This window comes from Pectobacterium sp. S5 (assembly GCF_051707265.1).
Taxonomy (GTDB): domain Bacteria; phylum Pseudomonadota; class Gammaproteobacteria; order Enterobacterales; family Enterobacteriaceae; genus Pectobacterium; species Pectobacterium polare.
The window spans coordinates 303944-325046 of the sequence record NZ_JAULSZ010000004.1; the positions used below are offsets into that span (position 1 = coordinate 303944).

A 21103-nucleotide genomic window follows, 5' to 3' on the forward strand; every position below is an offset into this window, starting at 1 on the left:
TTTATCCTTATACCGAACGTGCGCAAACCGGATCGGTCATCATCTTTTTTACTCAGGCAGATTGACCTCGCCTACTGCTTGTGCATAAATAAACAACAGCGAATGTTCGCTTTCACAGAGGATTAACTGGTAATGTCCACGCTTACCCACAAACGACGATTATCGATACGCCCACGACGAAGTGGCTCTCGGATCGCCCGTGCCGTTTTACTCATCAGCTTCATTATTCTTTTAGGCCGCTTTGCTTACTCCACTGTCACCGCGTTTGGTCATCATCAAGACAAACAGCAGCAGCGTGCTGAACAATTACTGCTTCCTGCCAACGTACTCGTCAATCAGAAAGAGTAGCGCTTAGACAACCCGTTCCTTATATTCTATTTTTTCTATCAGGCTTGTTGCCTTCGTATTCCCGTGCCCGTCATTCACGTCCGTTGCCCATTCAGCTATGCCGTACCAATAAAAAACGGCAGTGCGAATCTTCGCAGCCACCGTTTTTATCAATCAATTGTGTTCATTAATTAATCGTGTTCATCAATCATGAACTTGCTTCAAGCCGGACTTAGACGATAGTCAGGGTCACGTCGATGTTGCCACGCGTTGCATTGGAGTATGGGCAAACGATATGAGCTTTCTGCACTAAATCTTCAGCCACGGCGCGATCCAGGCCCGGCAGGGAAATTTTCAGTTCGACTTCGATACCAAATCCTGTCGGGATGGCACCGATGCCTACGCTACCGTTTACCGTGGTATCAGCAGGGACAGCGATTTTGTCACGTGCACCAACAAACTTCATCGCGCCAAGGAAACAGGCAGAATAGCCCGCGGCGAACAACTGCTCTGGGTTCGTCCCTTCAGCGCCTGCACCGCCCAGCTCACGTGGGGTCGTCAATTTAATATCAACCGCTTTATCGGAAGACACCGCACGACCATCACGACCACCGGTAGCTTGAGCATGAGCAACGTATAATACTTTTTCAATAGACATAATGTGACTCCAGATAGTTAGGGAATAGCCTAAGGCAGTATAGATGCTGCTCAGGCCTTAATTACATAGTGAAAAATTAAATCGCGAACTACTTATTTGCATAAAGAAAATCATGTAAGCATACTAATTAACAACTATAACGCTGTCTGACAGGCTGCGGATGCGCAAGGCAACCGCCAGTATTTTCAAAGATGCCCAATCAGATTCTTACGCAGCGTCTCTAAATCTTTTTTGATCGTCTGTAGCTGGTCAAGATGGCATTCCGTCGCGCAAAACACGCTTTCAGGAATCGCCAGCGCCTGTTGCTGAAGTGCTCGCCCTGCTTCGGTTAAGCCAACCAGCACCTGACGCTCATCTTCTGTTCCCCGGTTACGTACCACTAAGCCTGCGCTTTGTAACCGCTTGAGCAACGGCGTTAGCGTAGCGGAATCGAGATACAGACGCTCGCCCAGTTCAGACACCGTCAAACCATCACGCTCCCACAACACCAGCATGACCAGATATTGGGGATAGGTCAGATTCAGCTCGGACAGCAAACGACGATACAGTTTATTCATCGCCAGATTGGCTGAATACAGTGCGAAGCACAGCTGTCCATCCAGTTTGTAAGCGTTGTCGTTCATCGTCTCTGCCATCGGTATCGGTTACGTTTCTGGAACTGACTATATATCGCCAAAAACTAAGTAGCAAGCGATTTAATATTTCGTTAGATAAAATTCCCTCATAAAAAACACGTCTGGGCACTATCGCACACCTTTCAGACTGCGATTCGCCAGTAATCCTATTCTTAATCTACTGATTTTGCGCTACGTTTAATAAAACACGGATAAAAAACAGATCGAGCATAAAACATTATGTCGAGTGTAAAAAAACTTACCGACCTCCGTCGCCGCATCTCCCTTCTGCTGTTGGAAAACAAAGAACTGGTTGAAGACATTATCAACCGGCAACCGCGCGTTACGGAACGTGATGAGACGGCGTTAGGCGATAACGCGGCATTAAATAACAACATCAGGCTGCGTGAAAAAAGCATCCTGCTCGATCAAACCGCAGAGATCAGCGAGCTCATCATCGGGCTACATGCCGCTGACCTTGCCGACTTGCTAGAATCTTTACCGCAGGATGAACGGCTAGCGCTCTGGCGACTGATCCCCATAAAGAAGCGCGGCCGCGTGTTGATTGAGGCCTCTGACAGCATTTCTGACGATCTGATCGGCGATATGCAGGACAAGGAAATCCTGAGGGCGGTTCGGATACTGGATGTTGATGAGCAGGCTCAGTTGTCCCGCCTCGTCCCCCGCCACTTGCTGGGCAGGATACTGACTTCGCTTGAGCCGAAGCAGCGCGCGCAGCTACGCGCCGCCATCAATTATGATGAAGACTGCCTCGGCCACATGATGGATTTCAAACTCATCACCGTGCGCGCCGATGTCACGCTCGCGACCGTACAGCGCTATCTGCGCTACCGTAAAACTATCCCCAATTCCACCGACAAACTGTTCGTCACCGATCGCAAGAATACGCTGATCGGCGAGCTGTCGCTGGCCAGCATTCTGCTCCACTCGCCCCAGGCTCTGGTTAATAACGTCATGGACGATCAGCCGCTGAGGTTCCAGCCTGAAGATAAAGTCGAAGAAGCCGCAGGGGCTTTTGAGCGTTACGACTTAATTTCCAGCGCCGTGGTTGATAGCAAAGGGAAACTCATGGGACGCCTGACGATTGAGGATATCCTCGACGTCGTGAACCGGGAAAGCGACAGCAATCTGCGGCGTTCGGGGGGCTTAACGCCTTCTGAAGACGTCTACGCGCCCGTGTATAAATCGTTTCGCAATCGCTGGGCCTGGCTGGCCATCAATCTTTGTACCGCGCTCATCGCCTCACGGGTCATCGGTCTGTTTGAGCACACGTTATCTCATTTGGTGGCGCTGGCGACGCTCATGCCAATTGTCGCTGGAATTGGCGGAAATACCGGTAACCAGACGATCACCATGATCGTACGTGCACTGGCCTTGCATCAGCTTGAACACGGCAAAAAGTCGTACCTGCTGCTCAAAGAATTAGGCGTTGCGCTGGTAAATGGGGTGATATGGGGCACGATTATGGGCGTGGTGACTTTCCTGCTCTATGGTAATGCCGCCATGGGTGGCGTGATGATGCTGGCGATTCTGCTGAATTTGCTGCTCGCCGCGCTGATGGGTGTTGCTATCCCGTTAGTCATGATGAAACTCGGCCGCGACCCGGCCATCGGCTCCAGCGTAATGATTACGGCGATCACGGATACCGGCGGCTTCTTTATCTTCCTCGGGCTGGCAACGCTGTTCCTGCTGCCTTAAACATATGCAATGTAAAACACATGAAATGTAAAAAGGGCTTTAATCAAAGCCCTTTTCGCTCACCTTTTCCAGCCTGAACTTAACTCACACGCCCTGCACCGCCGGATGCCTGACACAGATAGATGGACGGTTGAAGACCAGTACGCGCCGGATATTCCCGTTCAATCACCTGTTTAACTTCATCCGTCAGCGCCGAAGGGATAAGGGCGACAATGCAGCCACCGAAACCGCCGCCAGTCATACGTACACCGCCCCGCTCCCCGACATACTCCTGAATCAGATCCACCAGCGCATCGATCGGTGGCACGGTAATTTCAAAATCGTCGCGCATAGAGACATGCGATTCCGCCATCAGCGTAAACAAACGGTGCGCATCCTGACGCGCCAGCGCATCGGCCGCTTCCAGCGTACGGCGGTTCTCGGTAATCACGTGTCGCGCACGGCGTACCGCTACCGGATCCAGCCCCTCGATTCCCGCTTCAAACTGTGCGAGGGAAACATCACGCAGCGCCTTGACGTTAAAGTGACGCGCCGCCGATTCACACTGCTGGCGTCTCGTGTTGTATTCGCTGTCCACCAGCCCACGGCGTACGTTGGAATTCACGATCAGGACGTCAACGCCGTCGAGCATACGCACAGAGCGCCCTTCCAGAGAGCGGCAGTCGATCAACAGCGCCTGACCAACACGTCCTTGAGCGGAAATAAACTGATCCATAATGCCGCAACTACAGCCAACAAAATCGTTTTCTGCCTGCTGACCGTTTAGCGCCACATCCAACTGGCTGATGTCCAGATTATTCAGCTCTTTGAACGTCTGCCCGATCGCCACTTCCAGCGAGGCCGATGAACTTAGCCCTGCGCCAGAAGGCACATTGCCGGAAACCACCATATCCATGCCGGTGATCGGCAGGCCACGCACCTGCAAAAACTTCACCGTTCCACGGATATAGTTCGCCCAGGTGTAATCTGGGTGAGGCACGATCTCTTTGGCGAGATCGAATTCATCCTGCTGGTTGTCAAAATCCACCGCGACCACCCGCACGATGCCATCCTGACGTACCGCCGCGCTGACCACCGTCTGGTAATCGATAGCACAAGGCAAGACAAAACCATCGTTATAGTCGGTGTGCTCACCAATCAGGTTGACCCGACCGGGAGCCTGAATAGCCGCGTGCGGCGCATAGCCAAATAATCGGACAAAAACAGACTCGGTTAACTGACGTAGAGAATCAATACGGCTCATAAAATGACCTCAAATTTGCTCACGAAAATGGATATCACTCACGCTGCGTAAACGTTCAGCGGCCTGCTCTGCCGTCAGATCACGCTGTGCCTCAGCCAGCATTTCATAGCCGACCATAAATTTGCGCACGCTGGCGGAACGTAATAACGGCGGATAAAAATGGGCATGCAGCTGCCAGTGTGCGATGTCATCACCTTTAAATGGCGCGCCATGCCACCCCATCGAATAAGGGAAGGAACACTGGAACAGGTTGTCATAGCGGCTGGTCAGCTTTTTCAGGATCAGCGCCAGATCATCGCGCTGAATGTCATTGAGCTGCGGCAACCGCTGTACGGCGAACTTGGGCAGGACCAGAGTTTCAAACGGCCACGACGCCCAGTAAGGGACAACCGCCAACCAATGTTCCGTTTCCACCACGATGCGCGATCCGTCAGCCTGCTCGCGGCGAACATAGTCCAGCAGTAGCGGCGAACCGTGACGGGAGAAATAGTCCCGCTGCTGCTCATCCTCACGCTGTACTTCGTTCGGCAGAAAATCGTTAGCCCAAACCTGCCCGTGCGGATGGGGATTGGAGCACCCCATCATCGTCCCTTTATTCTCAAAAACCTGAACCCACGGATACCGCTTGCCCAGTTCCTCGGTTTGATCGCTCCACGTATCGATCACCGCTTTCAGCGCTGGCAGCGAAAGCTGTGGCAGACTTTTACTGTGATCGGGAGAAAAACAGATGACACGGCTGACGCCACGAGCTTGCTGCACGCGGAAAAGCTCGTCGTCGCCCGACGGAGCATCCGGCGTGTCCTCCATCAATGCCGAGAAATCATTCGTAAAAACAAAGGTGCCCTGATAGTGCGGGTTGATATCGCCAGTAATGCGTTTATTACCCGCGCACAGATAGCAGGTCGGATCGTAAGGCGGTGGCGTAGCGCGATCCGGTTCATCCTGCTGCCCTTGCCAGGGGCGCTTGGCGCGATGCGGAGAAACCAGAATCCACTCGCCTTTCAGCGGGTTAAAACGGCGATGCGGATGTTCAGTCGGCTCAAACTGCATAAGCTATTCCTCAATACAAAACACAAATTCGGTACAACCGCGGCACCATCCGCAACCCATTGTAGGGCGCTAACAGTCCGTCAGAGATCTGGAAGAGGCATCAGGTCAGTCTGTAAACTCAGCCAGAAAAACCTCTCAATGTAATCAGTTTCACTATATGGCATGGATAAAATAGCTGTAATAATGCTGAACAAAGATAGCAAGCTATCGTTTAGCTACCACATGAGTGTAATCGGTTACCCTAAATTTAAACCTCGGAATGGTATTTTGGAAGAGAGAAATGACCGATGATTGTTGATAGCGATCACATAAGTACGGTCTGGATCAAAAAGGAAAGGTGGTCGGATAGGTAACATCCCCCAAAAACCTGTACATTTATAAATATAAGTAATCGATTTTTTCTTTTAACTTGTGCGTTAGGCTACGGTCCGCCTCACCACGCATTTGACCGCTCAGGAATGCCAATGGCCACAATAAAGGATGTTGCTCGTCTATCAGGTGTATCAGTCGCTACGGTTTCGCGTGTAATTAATAACTCGCCTAAAGCCAGTACCGCCTCAAGGGAAGCCGTACACAAGGCCATGGCGGAGCTGCAATATCATCCGAACGCCAATGCCAGAGCGCTCGCGCACCAAAGTGCAGAGACTATGGGGCTGGTTGTCGCGGATGTGTCCGATCCCTTTTTCGGGACGATGGTTAAATCTGTCGAACAAATTGCCCAGGCAACCGGCAACTTTCTGCTAATTGGTAACGGCTATCACAATGCCGAACAGGAAAAGAAAGCCATTGAGCAGTTGATTCGCCACCGCTGTTCCGGGCTAGTCGTGCATGCAAAGATGCTTTCAGATGAGGAACTGGCGGCGCTGATGAGCCACATTCCTGACATGGTGCTCATCAACCGCACGTTACCCGGTTATGAAAATCGCTGCGTTGCGCTCGACGATCGCTATGGCTCCTGGCTGGCAACGCGTCATTTAATTCAGGAAGGCCATCAACGGATCGGTTTTCTCTGTTCTAATCACCAAATTTCCGACTCCGCCGACCGTCTGCAAGGCTATGTGGATGCGCTGCAAGAGCACGGCATCGCACGGGATGAACGCCTCATTGCCCGCGCTTCACCGGACGAAGTGGGCGGCGAATCAGCCATGATGGAGCTGCTGAGTCGGGGCGGCAACATGACAGCAGTCGTGTGCTACAACGATTCCATGGCCGCCGGCGCCCTTTCTGTCCTGAGTGATAACAGCATCAGCGTACCGCAGGATATGTCAGTGGTCGGCTTTGATGACGTACTGATCGCCCGCTACCTTCGTCCTCGTCTGACAACCGTGCACTATCCGGTTTCCGCCATGGCAATTCAGGCCGCAGAATTAGCCATCGCGTTATCCCACGGTAAACAGCTGAGTGAAACCACGAACATGTTTAGCCCGACGCTGGTACGCCGCCATTCTGTTAGTCCCCCATCCCGTAAGAAATAACCGCTTTGTATCACTCAGCTTGCCCGGTGCGTTGCTCTTTCGCATCAGGCAAGCACGACATCATTGCCTTTCTGCACTTACACACCCTGTTTTTTATTTCTCTTCCGCTGACACGCTTTCACTCTTTTTCTGAAATGTTTCCTACTCGGCATCGCATCACTCCTTTTATGTAACGTCACCGGTTCTGACATAAAAAAATTTTATGCTGCATTTTAGTCACGCCAGAAAAACGTGTAACCAGTTACACACCATTATACAGCGAATAACACCGCACCATTGCTGATAAACAAGCAAAGCACCACCTGTAACATCGTTACATCAGTGTAAATATTGGTGTAACTCTTTTGTATTTTGTGAGAACAATCATGTCACGCACCATTTTATTCCCCCATAATCCTTCGCCATGAGTGGAAACGTTTTACCTCCGTTCACGTCATGTTATTTGGAACATCCACATTCTTACCCGAATAAGCGAAAGGTATATTATGAAAAGAAAACTGCTGACGACATCCATTGCACTGAGTTTGGCAATGCTGGCAACCCCTTCTTATTCTGTTGATTTTTCAGGATACTTCCGTTCTGGCGTGGGTGCTTCAAACCACGGAAAACAACAGGCAGCCGATAAAAGTTATGTGGGAAGATTAGGTAACGAAGATGACACCTACGGCGAAATCCAATTAGGGCAGCAGCTGTATAACGAAAATGGGAAAACGTTTTACTTCGATAGCATGATTTCCATGTTCTCCAACGGCTCGAACGATAATGAAACGACAAAAAATGACGATGCCGAGTTTGGTCTGCGCCAGTTAAACCTTCAGGCAAAAGGGTTTGTACCTGGCCTGCCGGATGCTACGGTATGGGCGGGGAAACGTTACTATCAGCGTCATGACTTGCACATCATCGATACCAAATACTGGAATATCTCCGGTGCGGGTGCCGGGATCGAAAATGTCAAAGCGGGTGAAGGTGCGTTCTCTTTCGCTTGGATCCGTGCCGATGCTGAAAACATGAACGTCGACTGTAGCAACAGCATTAACAGTCAGGAATGTCAAAGCAGAACAGATACCTACGACGATCTGAATATCAACTATCTGGACGCACGCTATGCGGGCTGGAAGCCGTGGGAAGGTGCGTGGACGGAGTTCGGTATCTCCTACGCGATGCCAAATGAAGCGGACACGCAGAAAAATATCTTCCTCGCGGAAGGGCAAAAATTCGATCCTAAAAACTCGATGATGATCACGGGCGAGCTCAGCCACTACTTCTCTGGCCTCAAATCTAACCAGAAACTGGTGCTGCAATATGCTGACAAAGGGCTGGCGCACAACATGGTCGATCAGGGCGGCGGCTGGTATGACGTCTGGAGCATCAATGACAGCGCCAAAGGCTACCGCGTCATTCAGACCGGTGACCTGCCAATCACTGATAATATTTCGCTTAGCCATGTTCTGACCTACGGTAAAGCGGATGAAATCAGCCGCTGGCGCGACAGCACAGAACTATTGTCTGCGGTAGGTCGCGGCCAATATGTCTGGACCAAGAACCAAAAAACCTATCTGGAAGCCGGCGCATATCAGAAAAAAGACAGCTGGAAAGCGGGTACAGAAACCAAATACAGTGGTGAGAAATACACGCTGGCACATGCCTTCACCGCCGATATTCCCATGATGACACGCCCGGAACTGCGCTTCTTCGTGTCTTACCAAAACCGTGGAAATGAAAACCGCAACACCTTCAACGACGCTCGCAGCAATGCAGTGAACTTCGGTATTCAGGCAGAAGCCTGGTGGTAATACCGCACTAACCCTCAGCTCGACGGGCCCATCATTCCCGTCGGGTATTTCCCAAAAGGCTTTTTTCGGAAAGCCTTTTTCTATTGCGGATAACACCCGCTATCAAATCTCTATTGCACCGTGTGTGGTAGTACGAAAGTTTCGTGCGTGTTAACTACAGAGTAAATCTGTGATTGCATCACTCGCCCACCTCAGCGCAATTTTTACGCCAGAGAAACCCAAAACAGCGGAATATTGAGAGACAGATGGTTTTATCAGCAGCAATAAGGGTGAGCGCCCGCGAAGGGCGCTGTTTAGTAGGGGGTTTTGCTATGTAGATTCGGCGATGCAGTCGCTTACTACGCGCTGATACGCAAACCATCGGCGTTGAACACCAGACAGTTACTGGGTGAGAAGAAAACCTCAATGTGTTCGTACGGCTTGAAGGCGCTGTCGCCCGCCAGCAGAAGCTTGAAGTTATCAATGCCGCAGCATTGGCCGAACAGGTAGGTGCTGTTACCTAAGCGTTCGACAACCTCGCAGCCGAATGACAGGCGAATCCCCTCGCCTTCTGGTGACACATGTTCCGGCCGCAATCCCAGTGTTACCGTGCTGCCAACGCTCAGTTCACCGGTACGGATCGGCAGCTCGAGCTGTAGCTGCTCGGCAACATTCACCGTCAGGCTATCCGGCGTCCAATCGATAACCTGCGCAGGCAGGAAATTCATTTTTGGCGAGCCGATAAAGCCCGCAACAAACTGATTAACCGGATGATAATAAAGCTCCATCGGCGATCCCACCTGCTCGACTTTACCGTAATTCATAACCACGATTTTATCAGCCAGCGTCATGGCTTCGACCTGATCGTGCGTCACGTAGATCATCGTCGTTTTCAATTCCTGATGCAGCTTGGCAATGTGTAACCGCATATCCACGCGCAGTTCCGCATCCAGGTTCGACAGCGGTTCGTCAAACAGGAACACTTTCGGGTTACGCACGATGGCGCGCCCTATCGCCACACGCTGGCGCTGACCGCCGGATAGCTCTTTCGGTTTGCGCTCCAGCAGGTGAGACAGTTGCAGCGTCTTCGCCACCATCTCGATCTGGTGCTTAATCTGGTCTTTCGGGACACCATTCACGCGCAGGCCGTAGCCCATATTCTCAGCGACGGTCATGTGCGGGTACAGCGCATAAGACTGGAACACCATCGCCACGCCACGGTGAGCGGGTGCAACATCATTCACCACTGCTTCATCAATCATGATTTCACCGCCTGTGACATCTTCCAGCCCGGCAATCATTCTCAGCAACGTCGACTTACCACAGCCAGACGGCCCAACAAAAACGGCGAACTCTCCATCCGCAATCGTCAGATTCACATCGTGAAGCGTAATCGTTTTGCCAAAATGCTTACTCACTCTATCCAACTGGATCGACGCCATAACGGTAACCTCTTGATAATTTTGCTTTTCAGGATATAAGCGCTGAGTCACAACGGCCCAGTGGTCGTCTACTCAAAATGGCTCGGTAGCCCTTCCAGACGCATTAGCATCCGGCCAGGTTTACCTGCACGCTGGTCATAATTGCAATATAACAGCATGGTGTAACCGTTTGCACAAACAGGGGGTTACTTTTGTGCATAAGATCACAGCCTTTACATGTTTCGCTGGCAGACGTGGCGCACTCTGCTTAATGTAATCGCGATTGGTGTAACCGTTATCCTAGTTTGTGGAAAACGCGCAATAACGCGTCAAGCGCCACACAGCGACGATCGCCAAACAACGTGTACTGTTAAATGCCTCATTCCCTGCGGTGTACTGCCATGCGATGTGATGTAACGTTACACCCACATCGCACAGGGACAGCAAAAACGGTGAAAACGGGAAAGTACGCGACAATTTCCGACCATGATGGGCCCACCAGGGCTTTGAGGACTAATGATGAAAATGAAAACACTGACCACCGTCATTATGATTTCACTGGGTATCACCGGCGTACTCAGCAAATCAGCACTGGCAGCCGACAAAGAACTTCTGGTATGGGAAGATATCAAGAAATCCGACGGCATCGCCGACGCGATCAAAGCCTTTGAAAAACAGAATAATGTCAAAATCAAAGTGCTGGAAACGCCCTACGCGCAGCAGATTGAGAAACTCCGTCTGGATGGCCCAGCAGGAATCGGCCCAGATGTGATCGTGATGCCACACGATCAGGTCGGTACTGCCGTGGTTCAGGGATTGATTAGCGAACTGAAGCTGGATCAGACGTTCCTGTCGAGTTTCACCAAGCCGGCACTAGAAGCACAAACCTATAACGGTAAGCTGTATGGCGTGCCGAAAGCCGTTGAAACCACCGTGCTGGTGTACAACAAAGATCTGATGCCACAGCCGCCGGAAAAATTCGACGACCTGTTCACCTTCTCCAAACAGCAACGTGCGGAAGGTCGTTACGGCCTGCTGGCGAAATTTGACGAGATTTATTACGCCTATGGCGTCATCGCGGGGATGGGTGGCTACATTTTCGGACAGAACAGCAACGGTTCACCGAACGTAAAAGACATCGGTCTGGATAAACAAGCCACCATCGATGCCGTCAACTACATCAAGAAATTCTACGCCGATGGTCTGTTCCCACCAGGTATCGTCGGTGAAACCGGCGCTAACGCGATCGATTCCCTGTTTACCGAGAAAAAGGCCGCAGCCGTCATTACTGGCCCGTGGGCGTTCCAGCCGTACAAAAATGCGGGCGTAAACTATGGCGTCGCACCACTGCCGCTGCTGCCAAACGGCGAGCATCCACGTTCGCTGCTGGGCGTGAAAGGCTACAGCATTTCCACCTACTCCAAAAACAAAGAGCTGGCGCAGAAATTCATTGAGTTCATCAATCAGCCTGAGTACGCCAAAATCCGCTTCCAGTTAACCGGTGAAATCCCACCGATTGCGGCGCTGGTTGACGATCCGCTGATTAAGGACGATGAAAAATCCCGTGCTGTCGCAATCCAGTCTGGCTATGCCGTTCCTATGCCGAGCGTACCGGAAATGCAGGAAGTCTGGACGCCAGCGAACAGCGCGCTGCAACTGAGCGTGACCGGTAAGCAGGACACTAAAGCGGCGCTGGAATCTGCCGTGAAGATTATCAAAATGCAGATCGAAGCTAACCACAGTAACCAGTAATCCCCCGCACCACCGTGGGTCAACATGGGATCCCTTATTTCTCCCCAATCGGTTTCGGGGTGTGTAGGGGAACCCCATGTTTTTAAGAAAATGGAGGTAGATGTGACCGTCAACGCCAGCGGCCTTACGCCACAAGAAAGAGGATGTCGCCACGCCAGAACGGCTGTATTGCTGGCGCTCGTCCCCGGACTCGGACAGATTTATAATCGCCAGTTCGTCAAAGGCACGCTTTTCTTTATCGTCATGGTCTGCTTCATCGGCATATTCCATGATTTCCTGCGAAACGGCGCCTGGGGGCTCATCACGCTGGGCACTGAGCTACCGCGCGATCACTCTATTTTTCTGCTGGCAAAAGGCATTATCAGCGTGATCGTCGCCGCTTTTGGCGTCGGCGTTTACTATCTCAGCCTGCGCGATGCTTACGTGTGCGGCACCAGACGCGATAAAGGCCTGCCGTTGAACAGCGTGAAGAAGCAATATCAGATGCTGCTGAGCGAAGGCTTCCCTTATCTGATGATCACGCCCGGCTTCATCCTGCTGGTCTTTGTCGTGGTTTTCCCGATTATTTTCGGCTTTTCCATCGCCTTTACCAATTACAACCTCTACCACACGCCGCCCGCCAAACTGGTCGACTGGGTGGGGATGACGAACTTTATCAACATTTTCCGGCTCGATCTCTGGCGTTCGACATTCTTTGACGTGCTGCAATGGACGGTGATTTGGACGCTGATTGCGACCACACTTCAGTGCGCCGTGGGCATCCTGCTGGCGATTTTGGTGAACCAGAAAGGCCTGCGCTTTAAGCCGCTGATCCGCACCATTCTGATCCTGCCGTGGGCGGTGCCGGGTTTCGTCACTATTCTGGTTTTCGCAGGGATGTTTAACGAAACGTTTGGCGTGATTAATAACGGCATTCTGGCCGCATTGGGGATTGAGCCTAAAGCGTGGATGACCGATCCGTTCTGGACCAAGACCGCGCTGATTCTGATGCAAACCTGGTTAGGCTTCCCGTTTGTGTTCGCCATGACGACGGGCGTATTGCAGGCGATTCCTGATGACTTGTACGAAGCCGCAACGATTGACGGCGCCAGCAGCTGGTACAAGCTGACCACTATCACGCTGCCGCTGGTGCTCTACTCCATTGCGCCGATCATCATCACGCAGTACACGTTCAACTTTAATAATTTCAACATTATCTATCTGTTCAACAACGGTGGACCAGCAGTGATCGGCTCCAACGCAGGCGGGACGGATATTCTGGTGTCCTGGATTTATAAGCTGACCATGTCTTCTTCCCAATATGCGATCGCAGCCAGCATCACCATTTTGCTGTCGATTTTTGTCGTGGGAATCGCGCTGTGGCAGTTCCGCGCCACCAATTCCTTCAAACAAGACAACATGGCATAGGAAAGCGCGCAGATGAAAAAACACAGCGTTAAACGCCAGAATTTTATCAAACTCGGCCTGACCTACCTGCTGCTGACGATCGTGGCCGTCATCATTATTTATCCGCTGATCTGGACGGTAGGCGCGTCGCTGAACCCCGGCAACAGTCTGCTCAACACCTCGATCATCCCAGATAACTTCTCCTTTATTCACTATGAGGAGCTGTTTAACGGCCAGATTGACTACGCCGCGTGGTACTGGAACTCGATGAAAATCAGCTTCCTGACCATGATTTTGACGCTCATCAGCGTCAGTTTCACCGCGTATTCCTTCTCTCGCTTCCGCTTTCGCGGCCGCCAGAACGGACTGATGCTGTTTCTGCTGTTGCAGATGATTCCGCAGTTCTCTGCCCTGATCGCCATCTTCGTACTGGCGCAGATGCTGGGGCTGGTGAACAGCCATATCGCGCTGGTGCTAGTTTACGTCGGCGGCATGATCCCGATGAATACCTATCTGATGAAAGGCTATCTGGATGCCATTCCGAAAGATCTGGATGAGTCCGCGCGTATGGACGGCGCGGGTAACTTCCGCATCTTTATTGAGATCATCATGCCGCTGTCCAAACCGATCATCGCGGTGATCGCCCTGTTCTCGTTTACCGGTCCGCTGGGTGATTTCATTCTCTCCAGCACCATCCTGCGCACGCCGGATCAGTACACGCTGCCCATCGGGCTGTACAACCTGGTCTCGCAGAAGATGGGCGCCAGCTACACCACCTACGCCGCAGGTGCCGTGCTGATCGCGGTGCCAGTCGCCATTCTTTATCTTTCATTGCAAAAGTACTTTGTCTCCGGCCTGACTTCCGGCGGAACCAAAGGGTAATTACTCAACATCTGTACAAATTCCAGGAACGTAAAATGAAAATGAAAAAACGCGTACTGATGGCCGCCATGCTCGCAACTGGCCTGCTGACTGTCTCCCTGCCGCAAACCCTGTATGCCGCAGAAAATGTGACGATCAACAAATTGACGAACGTCCCTGCCGACTTCATTAAAGGCGCGGACATTTCCATGCTGAACGAGGTGGAAAAGCACGGCGGAAAATTTTATGACGAGCATGGCAAGCAGAAAGACGCCATGCTGATCCTGAAAGAAAACGGCATTAACTACATCCGTCTGCGCATCTGGAACGATCCGAAAGATGCGGCAGGCAACGGCTACGGCGGCGGTAACAACGATCTGGCGACCACGCTGGCGCTGGCGAAACGCGCCAAAGCGAACGGTATGAAAGTGCTGCTGGATTTCCACTACAGCGATTTCTGGACCGATCCGGCTCACCAAAATAAGCCCAAAGCCTGGTCTGGCCTCAACGTCGCGCAGCTCACAACTGCCGTACATGACTACACCAAAGCCACGATTAGCGAATTTCAGAAAGCGGGCGTCATGCCCGATATGGTGCAGATCGGTAACGAACTGAACGGCGGGATGCTGTGGCCGGAAGGAAAAAGCTGGGGTCAGGGTGGCGGCGAATTCGATCGCCTCGCGGCGCTGCTGAAAGCCGGTATTCAGGGTGTGAAGGATGTACAGGGCGCGAATAACGTCAAGATCATGCTGCATCTGGCAGAAGGCACCAAAAACGACACCTTTATCTGGTGGTTCGATGAAATCGTCAAACGTAATGTCCCGTTTGATGTGATTGGTGCCTCGTTCTACACCTACTGGAACGGCCCCATCAGCGCGTTGCAGTACAATATGAACGACGTCACCAAACGCTACAATAAAGACATCATCGTGGTTGAAGCTGCCTATGCCTACACGCTCGAAAACTGCGATAACGCGGAAAACAGCTTCCAGCAAAAAGAGCTGGATGCGGGCGGCTACCCGGCTTCCGTTCAGGGTCAGGCCAATTACCTGCACGATTTGATGCAAAGCGTCATCAACGTCCCCAACCAGCGCGGCAAAGGCGTCTTCTATTGGGAGCCAATCTGGCTGCCGACTCCCGGCGCAACCTGGGCTACGAAAGCTGGCATGAAATACAACAACGACGAATGGAAGGAAGGCAACGCGCGGGAAAATCAGGCGCTGTTCGACTGCAAAGGCAACGTCCTGCCTTCCATCAAAGCGTTTAATTAAGCCGTAAACCGTATTCAACGCGTTGACAACCCGTTTAGGAGAGAACGATGTTCAAATTCCCCCCATTAAGCAGCAAGGTGCCTGTTCTGCTGCACGGCGCAGACTATAATCCTGACCAATGGCTGGACGATCCCGAGGTTCTGGAAAAAGACATTGAGATGATGAAGCAGACCCAGTGCAACGTCATGTCCGTGGGCATTTTTAGCTGGTCTGGGATTGAGCCAGAAGAAGGCCGCTACGAATTTGGCTGGTTGGATGGCATCCTCGACACGCTGTATGCCAACGGTATCTTCGTTTTTCTGGCAACCCCAAGCGGGGCGCGCCCAGCCTGGCTATCGCAGAAATATCCCGACGTGTTGCGCGTGGGCAGCAACCGCGTGCGGGCGCTGCACGGTGGTCGCCATAACCACTGCCTGAGCTCGCCGAACTATCGCGAGAAAGTGAAACAAATCAACACCCAGCTGGCAAAGCGTTACTCAAACCATCCTGCGGTGATCGGCTGGCATATTTCCAACGAATACGGTGGAGAGTGCCACTGCGATACCTGTCGCAGCACCTTCCAGAACTGGCTGAAAGCGCGCTACGGCACGATAGACGCGCTGAATAAAGCGTGGTGGAGCACCTTCTGGAGCCACACCTACACTGACTGGTCGCAGTTAGAGCCCCCGTCGCCTATCGGTGAAATGTCGATTCACGGCCTGAATCTGGACTGGAAACGCTTTAACACCTCACAGGTTAGCGATTTCTGTGCCGCCGAAATTGCGCCGCTAAAAGCCGAAAACCCGTCTCTGCCAGCGACGACGAACTTCATGGAATACTTCTATGATTACGACTACTGGCAATTGGCGAAAGTGATCGACTTTATCTCCTGGGACAGCTATCCGCTGTGGCATAACGCGGAGGATGACTGCACGCTGGGTGCCTACACCGCGATGTATCACGACCTGATGCGTACGCTAAAAGGTGGAAAGCCTTTCTACCTGATGGAGTCAACGCCGAGCCTGACCAACTGGCAGCCGATCAGCAAACTGAAAAAGCCGGGAATGCATATCCTGTCTTCACTTCAGGCTGTCGCACACGGATCAGACTCCGTACAGTATTTCCAGTGGCGTAAGAGCCGCGGTTCCGTTGAGAAATTCCACGGTGCCGTCGTCGATCATGTCGGACATATCGATACCCGCGTCGGGCGTGAAGTGCAGGAATTGGGTGACATACTCAACAAACTCGCGCCAGTGGCAGGCAGTCGAGTTGACGCCAACGTCGCCATCATTTTCGACTGGGAAAGCCGCTGGGCGATGGACAACGCCCAAGGGCCGCGCAACGCAGGGCTGTTCTACGAAAAAACCGTCACCGAACATTATCGTACGTTCTGGGAACAGGGCGTGGCGGTAGATATCATCAACGCCGATGTCGATCTCAGCGGCTATCAGCTTGTCATCGCCCCGATGCTCTACATGGTGCACGATGGCTTTGCCGAACGCGTCGATGCCTTCGTCAAACAAGGCGGCCGCTTCGTCACCACCTACTGGTCTGGCGTCGTCAACGAAACCGACCTGTGCCACCAAAACGGCTTCCCCGGCCCGCTGCGTCCGATCATGGGGATCTGGGCGGAAGAAATCGACGGTCTGTACGATCATGAAAGCAACAGCATCAGCGGTCTGAGCGGTAACGAACAACGTCTGGCCGGCCCGTATCAGGTCACGCACCTGTGCGAGCTGATTCATCTCGAAGGCGCGCGGGCGCTGGCGACCTATGACAGCGATTTCTACGCCGGACGTCCGGCCGTTACGGTCAATGATTACGGCAAGGGTCAAGCCTATTACATCGCGTCGCGCAACGATCTCACCTTCCAGCGTGATTTCTTCACTACGCTGATACAGACGCTGGATCTACCGCGTGCGCTGCCGACCGATCTGCCTTACGGCATTGTCGCTCATCGCCGTGATGACGGGGAAAGTGAGTTTATCTTCGTACAGAATTACACGGCAACGCCGCAGCAGATCACGCTGCCTGCCGTCTACGAAGAAATGACCACTGGCAGCACGCTTTCAGGGGTGCTCGACCTGTCAGGCTACGGCTGCCGGATCCTACGCCGCGCATTGCAGTAAAATTCATACTTGTTGGTTAAGCATTACGATACCGGGCGGGCACGGTGCAGAGGTTCCTACGGAACGTCATCACCGTGTTTCGCCTAACAGTAATGTTACGTGAACGGCATTATCATACGCATGCTGATAAACAAACGAAGAGGTGACTACGATGGGCAAGATTCACAATTTTCGGAAATTGTTCGCATCAATGTTGGGTAAGCAAATTACCGAAATTGAAATCGCTTCACCGCTAGACAAAGAAAACTTGCAGCAGTTGGTAACCGCCTTTGGTGGCAAAGAAAATATCGTCAGTCTGGATGCCTGCATCACCCGCCTGCGGGTCGAGGTTCATAGCCTACGGCTAGTTAACAGCGACAGCCTGCAAAAACTGGGGGCTATCGGCGTGATCATCGTCGGCCATCAGGTACAGGCCATCTTCGGCACCCAGTCGGATAACCTACGCCGCGAGCTAGCCGCCTGGTTTGAGGATGATGGCGCAGAAGCGCGGTAGTGGTTTTAGGCGAGTTCTCTTAGTCACTTTTTATGCCACGATTGGGGCAGTTTCGTGCGCGATAATACCGTCATTTTCATGCTACCTCGTAGCACGCGCCCGACACGGGGCGGCTCAAACGCCGCTCGCCCCGTGACCCCTAGGCTTTTGGCGGAAATTATGCCGCTACGCGATCCCATCGGTATTCATGCCCGCTAATCGAGCCGCCAGTGACGCGTTCCCGACGCGGCACTGGCTTTCGCGGCGTCCATGCCGCTCACTCGGCGGTCAAGCCTACCGATGCATAATTTTTTACGCCGGATAACAACAAGGTCGTCATAAGTCACGACATTTGTGGCGCACGAAATCATCTTCACGTCCGCATAAAATCACTACTTCAAAGGTATCAATTTCTTAGTAACGACTCGCACTGTTCAGCAACTCGATATCTTCTGCTGGCAGCACCAGCCGCATCGCGCCCGCGAGTTCAGCGACCTGCTCCAGCGATGTCGCACTGGCGATCGGGGCGGTAATACTCGGACGGGCGATCAACCACGCCAGCGCAACCTGCGACGGCGTCGTCTGATGTGCATTCGCCACGCTATCTAACGCCTCCAAAATGGTACGGCCGCGCTCGTTCAGGTATTTCTCCACCACGCCCTGCCCGCGGGCACTTTTCGATGCATCCTTCGGCTGACGATACTTGCCCGACAGAAACCCGCTAGCCAGCGAATAATAGCTAATGACCCCAATCCCCTGCTCACGCACCAGCGGTTCTAGCGCAGCTTCATAGCCCTGCCGATCGTACAAATTGTATTCCGGTTGCAGCGTTTCATAACGCGCCAAATGGTTGGCCTTACTGACTTTCAGCGCCTCAGCCAGACGTGCCGCGCTGTAGTTGGAAGCACCAATCGCGCGTACCTTTCCTTCTTTAATCAGTGCATCAAACGTCGCCAGCGTTTCTTCCAGCGGCGTGTCTTTATCGTCAGCATGTGCCTGATAAAGATCGATATAGTCAGTTTGCAAACGCTGTAATGAAGCCTCAACCGCCTGACGAATATAGCGAGGGGACAGCCCTTTCTTGCCATCGCCCAAATCCATCCCCACTTTGGTGGCAAGAATGACCTTGTCGCGCTGGCCGCTTTTTTTCAGCCAATTGCCGATGATGGTTTCAGATTCACCGCCCTGATTACCGGGTGCCCAGCGCGAATAAACATCTGCGGTATCAATGAAATTCAGCCCGTGCGCCAGCAGCGCATCCAGCAAGCTGAACGATGTCGACTGATCGACCGTCCAGCCAAAAACGTTACCGCCGAACGAGAAAGGCGGCACCACGATTCCAGAACGTCCAAGCTCACGTGCGGTATTTGATACTGACATAATCACTCTCCTTTTGAATCATGCAGAAAACATCATGAAAAAAACCCGCCAGCCTGCAATGCAAAACCTAGCGGTTCGTTTTCTATGTGGAATAAGAATAATGAATGAGTAGAAAAGTGCGAATAACGAGACGTAGCATTTAGTTTAGGTAAAATCCCAAGGTATAATTGTTTTTTTGCGTTCTTCCTCTCATTTTTAATGCACGCGTTACATAAAATGACGTGGAAAATTAGGCCTGCCTCATATTTGGAGCACACATGTCCCTGTCCCATATCGCGCAATTTATTCTGGCGCTGGTTGTTGTTGCGGCGCTGGCGCTACTCGTCTGCCGCGATCGTAAAAGTATTCGTATTCGTTTTATTATTCAGTTACTCGTCATCGAAATTCTGCTCGCTTATTTCTTCTTGTACTCGGACATTGGATTAGGCGCAGTCAAAGGGGTCGCAGCGCTGTTCGACAAACTACTCGGATTTGCAGGTCAAGGGACGGACTTCGTATTCGGTGACATGGTTAACAGTGAGAAGAACCTGATTTCCTTCTTCTTTAAAGTGCTTTGCCCTATCGTCTTCATTTCTGCGCTGATCGGTATCCTGCAACACATTAGAGTGCTGCCTATCATCATCCGCGCGATTGGTACGGTTCTGTCCAAAGTGAACGGCATGGGTAAACTGGAATCTTTTAACGCAGTCAGTTCACTGATTCTCGGCCAGTCCGAAAACTTCATTGCCTACAAAGACATTCTGGGCAAGATGTCTGAAAAACGCATGTACACCATGTCCGCGACCGCCATGTCGACTGTTTCGATGTCTATCGTCGGTGCGTACATGTCTATGCTGGATGCCAAATTCGTGGTTGCCGCGTTGATTCTGAACATGTTCAGTACCTTCATCGTGCTGTCGCTGATTAACCCCTACAAAGTCGGTGAAGAGCCAGAATTGCAGTTGGGGACTCTGCATGAAAATCAGAGCTTCTTTGAAATGCTGGGCGAATACATTCTGGCAGGTTTCAAAGTGGCCGTTATCGTTGCAGCGATGCTGATCGGCTTCATTGCACTGATTGCGGCGGTCAACGCCGTTTTCAGCGCCATTTTTGGCATCAGCTTCCAGGAAGTTCTCGGCTACGCGTTCTATCCGTTCGCCTGGATCATGGGTATTCCCTCTCACGAAGCCCTTCAGGTTGGTAGCATCATGGCGACCAAACTGGTTTCTAACGAATTTGTGGCGATGCTGGAACTGCAAAAAGTGGCTGGCGAACTGTCTCCACGCAGCGTGGGTATCCTGTCTGTGTTCCTGGTGTCCTTCGCCAACTTCTCGTCCATCGGTATTATTGCCGGCGCGATTAAAGGCCTGAACGAACAACAGGGCAACGTGGTTTCCCGTTTCGGCCTGAAACTGGTTTACGGTTCTACGCTGGTGAGCATCCTTTCCGCTGCTATCGCGGGTCTGGTGCTGTAATCCTTCATCACGTTATAAAATTCTTATCTCTATCCGGCGGCCTTGTGCTGCCGGATTCTTTTTCCTACAAACCCTGACATATCTTCCACATTTCCTTCATTTTTATCCGGCATCTCCTGTTTAAACTAGTAAAATAAGGC

General features: G+C 52.1%; 17 protein-coding genes. 11 read left to right on the forward strand and 6 right to left on the reverse strand.

Translation table 11 applies throughout. From position 1 onward, the window contains the following. Window positions 1-132 precede the first annotated feature (132 nt). Window positions 133-348 carry a YfgG family protein gene (locus tag QWJ20_RS16225; RefSeq protein WP_095700173.1) on the forward strand — a complete coding sequence of 72 codons (216 nt, stop codon included), beginning with the start codon at window positions 133-135 and terminating at the stop codon, window positions 346-348. A 211-nt stretch (window positions 349-559) separates the two neighbouring features. Here QWJ20_RS16225 and QWJ20_RS16230 read toward each other — a convergent pair whose 3' ends face one another. Continuing rightward, window positions 560-985: an organic hydroperoxide resistance protein gene (locus QWJ20_RS16230; protein ID WP_039486432.1), complete on the reverse strand. Its 426-nt coding sequence runs from the start codon at window positions 983-985 to the stop codon at window positions 560-562. A 185-nt stretch (window positions 986-1170) separates the two neighbouring features. Continuing rightward, complete coding sequence (locus QWJ20_RS16235) at window positions 1171-1620, reverse strand: MarR family winged helix-turn-helix transcriptional regulator (protein ID WP_039486433.1); 450 nt, start codon at window positions 1618-1620, stop codon at window positions 1171-1173. Window positions 1621-1839: 219 nt separating this feature from the next. Here QWJ20_RS16235 and mgtE point away from each other — a divergent pair, with 219 nt between their 5' ends. Beyond that, on the forward strand, window positions 1840-3318 hold the full coding sequence (gene mgtE, locus QWJ20_RS16240) for a magnesium transporter (protein WP_433993013.1): 1479 nt from the start codon (window positions 1840-1842) through the stop codon (window positions 3316-3318). 79 nt (window positions 3319-3397) lie between these two features. Here mgtE and galK read toward each other — a convergent pair whose 3' ends face one another. Further along, window positions 3398-4561 (reverse strand): galactokinase, encoded by a 1164-nt coding sequence (galK, locus tag QWJ20_RS16245; protein ID WP_433993014.1) that lies wholly within the window; start codon window positions 4559-4561, stop codon window positions 3398-3400. A 9-nt stretch (window positions 4562-4570) separates the two neighbouring features. Beyond that, entirely contained in the window at window positions 4571-5611 is a 1041-nt protein-coding gene (gene galT, locus QWJ20_RS16250) for a galactose-1-phosphate uridylyltransferase (protein ID WP_095700187.1), read from the reverse strand. Between the two features lie 464 nt (window positions 5612-6075). On the opposite strand from galT, the gene galR reads away from it, so the two are divergent. Both galR and QWJ20_RS16260 read left to right on the forward strand, forming a co-directional pair. Then, complete coding sequence (gene galR / locus QWJ20_RS16255) at window positions 6076-7086, forward strand: HTH-type transcriptional regulator GalR (protein ID WP_095700188.1); 1011 nt, start codon at window positions 6076-6078, stop codon at window positions 7084-7086. Window positions 7087-7571: 485 nt separating this feature from the next. Continuing rightward, window positions 7572-8879 (forward strand): maltoporin, encoded by a 1308-nt coding sequence (locus QWJ20_RS16260; RefSeq protein ID WP_120358504.1) that lies wholly within the window; start codon window positions 7572-7574, stop codon window positions 8877-8879. 338 nt (window positions 8880-9217) lie between these two features. On the opposite strand, the gene QWJ20_RS16265 is transcribed toward QWJ20_RS16260, so the two are convergent. Next, window positions 9218-10300 (reverse strand): ABC transporter ATP-binding protein, encoded by a 1083-nt coding sequence (locus tag QWJ20_RS16265; protein WP_433993015.1) that lies wholly within the window; start codon window positions 10298-10300, stop codon window positions 9218-9220. Between the two features lie 498 nt (window positions 10301-10798). On the opposite strand from QWJ20_RS16265, the gene QWJ20_RS16270 reads away from it, so the two are divergent. The 6 genes from QWJ20_RS16270 (at window position 10799) to QWJ20_RS16295 (ending at window position 18150) form a co-directional block, all read left to right on the forward strand. Next, window positions 10799-12031, forward strand: coding sequence for an extracellular solute-binding protein (locus tag QWJ20_RS16270; protein WP_039486443.1), 1233 nt, complete (start codon window positions 10799-10801; stop codon window positions 12029-12031). Window positions 12032-12121: 90 nt separating this feature from the next. Then, a complete protein-coding gene (locus QWJ20_RS16275) occupies window positions 12122-13438 on the forward strand; it encodes a sugar ABC transporter permease (protein ID WP_095995149.1) in 1317 nt (438 codons plus the stop codon). A 12-nt stretch (window positions 13439-13450) separates the two neighbouring features. Then, window positions 13451-14299: a sugar ABC transporter permease gene (locus tag QWJ20_RS16280; protein ID WP_010285626.1), complete on the forward strand. Its 849-nt coding sequence runs from the start codon at window positions 13451-13453 to the stop codon at window positions 14297-14299. A gap of 35 nt (window positions 14300-14334) precedes the next feature. Next, window positions 14335-15549 (forward strand): glycoside hydrolase family 53 protein, encoded by a 1215-nt coding sequence (locus tag QWJ20_RS16285; RefSeq protein WP_433993016.1) that lies wholly within the window; start codon window positions 14335-14337, stop codon window positions 15547-15549. Between the two features lie 47 nt (window positions 15550-15596). Beyond that, a complete protein-coding gene (locus tag QWJ20_RS16290) occupies window positions 15597-17657 on the forward strand; it encodes a beta-galactosidase (RefSeq protein ID WP_433993017.1) in 2061 nt (686 codons plus the stop codon). Between the two features lie 151 nt (window positions 17658-17808). Next, window positions 17809-18150 carry a glucose PTS transporter subunit EIIB gene (locus QWJ20_RS16295; RefSeq protein WP_010301002.1) on the forward strand — a complete coding sequence of 114 codons (342 nt, stop codon included), beginning with the start codon at window positions 17809-17811 and terminating at the stop codon, window positions 18148-18150. A 393-nt stretch (window positions 18151-18543) separates the two neighbouring features. Here QWJ20_RS16295 and QWJ20_RS16300 read toward each other — a convergent pair whose 3' ends face one another. Continuing rightward, window positions 18544-19509, reverse strand: coding sequence for an aldo/keto reductase (locus QWJ20_RS16300; RefSeq protein ID WP_433993018.1), 966 nt, complete (start codon window positions 19507-19509; stop codon window positions 18544-18546). Window positions 19510-19772: 263 nt separating this feature from the next. On the opposite strand from QWJ20_RS16300, the gene QWJ20_RS16305 reads away from it, so the two are divergent. Next, window positions 19773-20963 (forward strand): NupC/NupG family nucleoside CNT transporter, encoded by a 1191-nt coding sequence (locus QWJ20_RS16305; RefSeq protein WP_095701948.1) that lies wholly within the window; start codon window positions 19773-19775, stop codon window positions 20961-20963. Window positions 20964-21103: the final 140 nt, after the last annotated feature.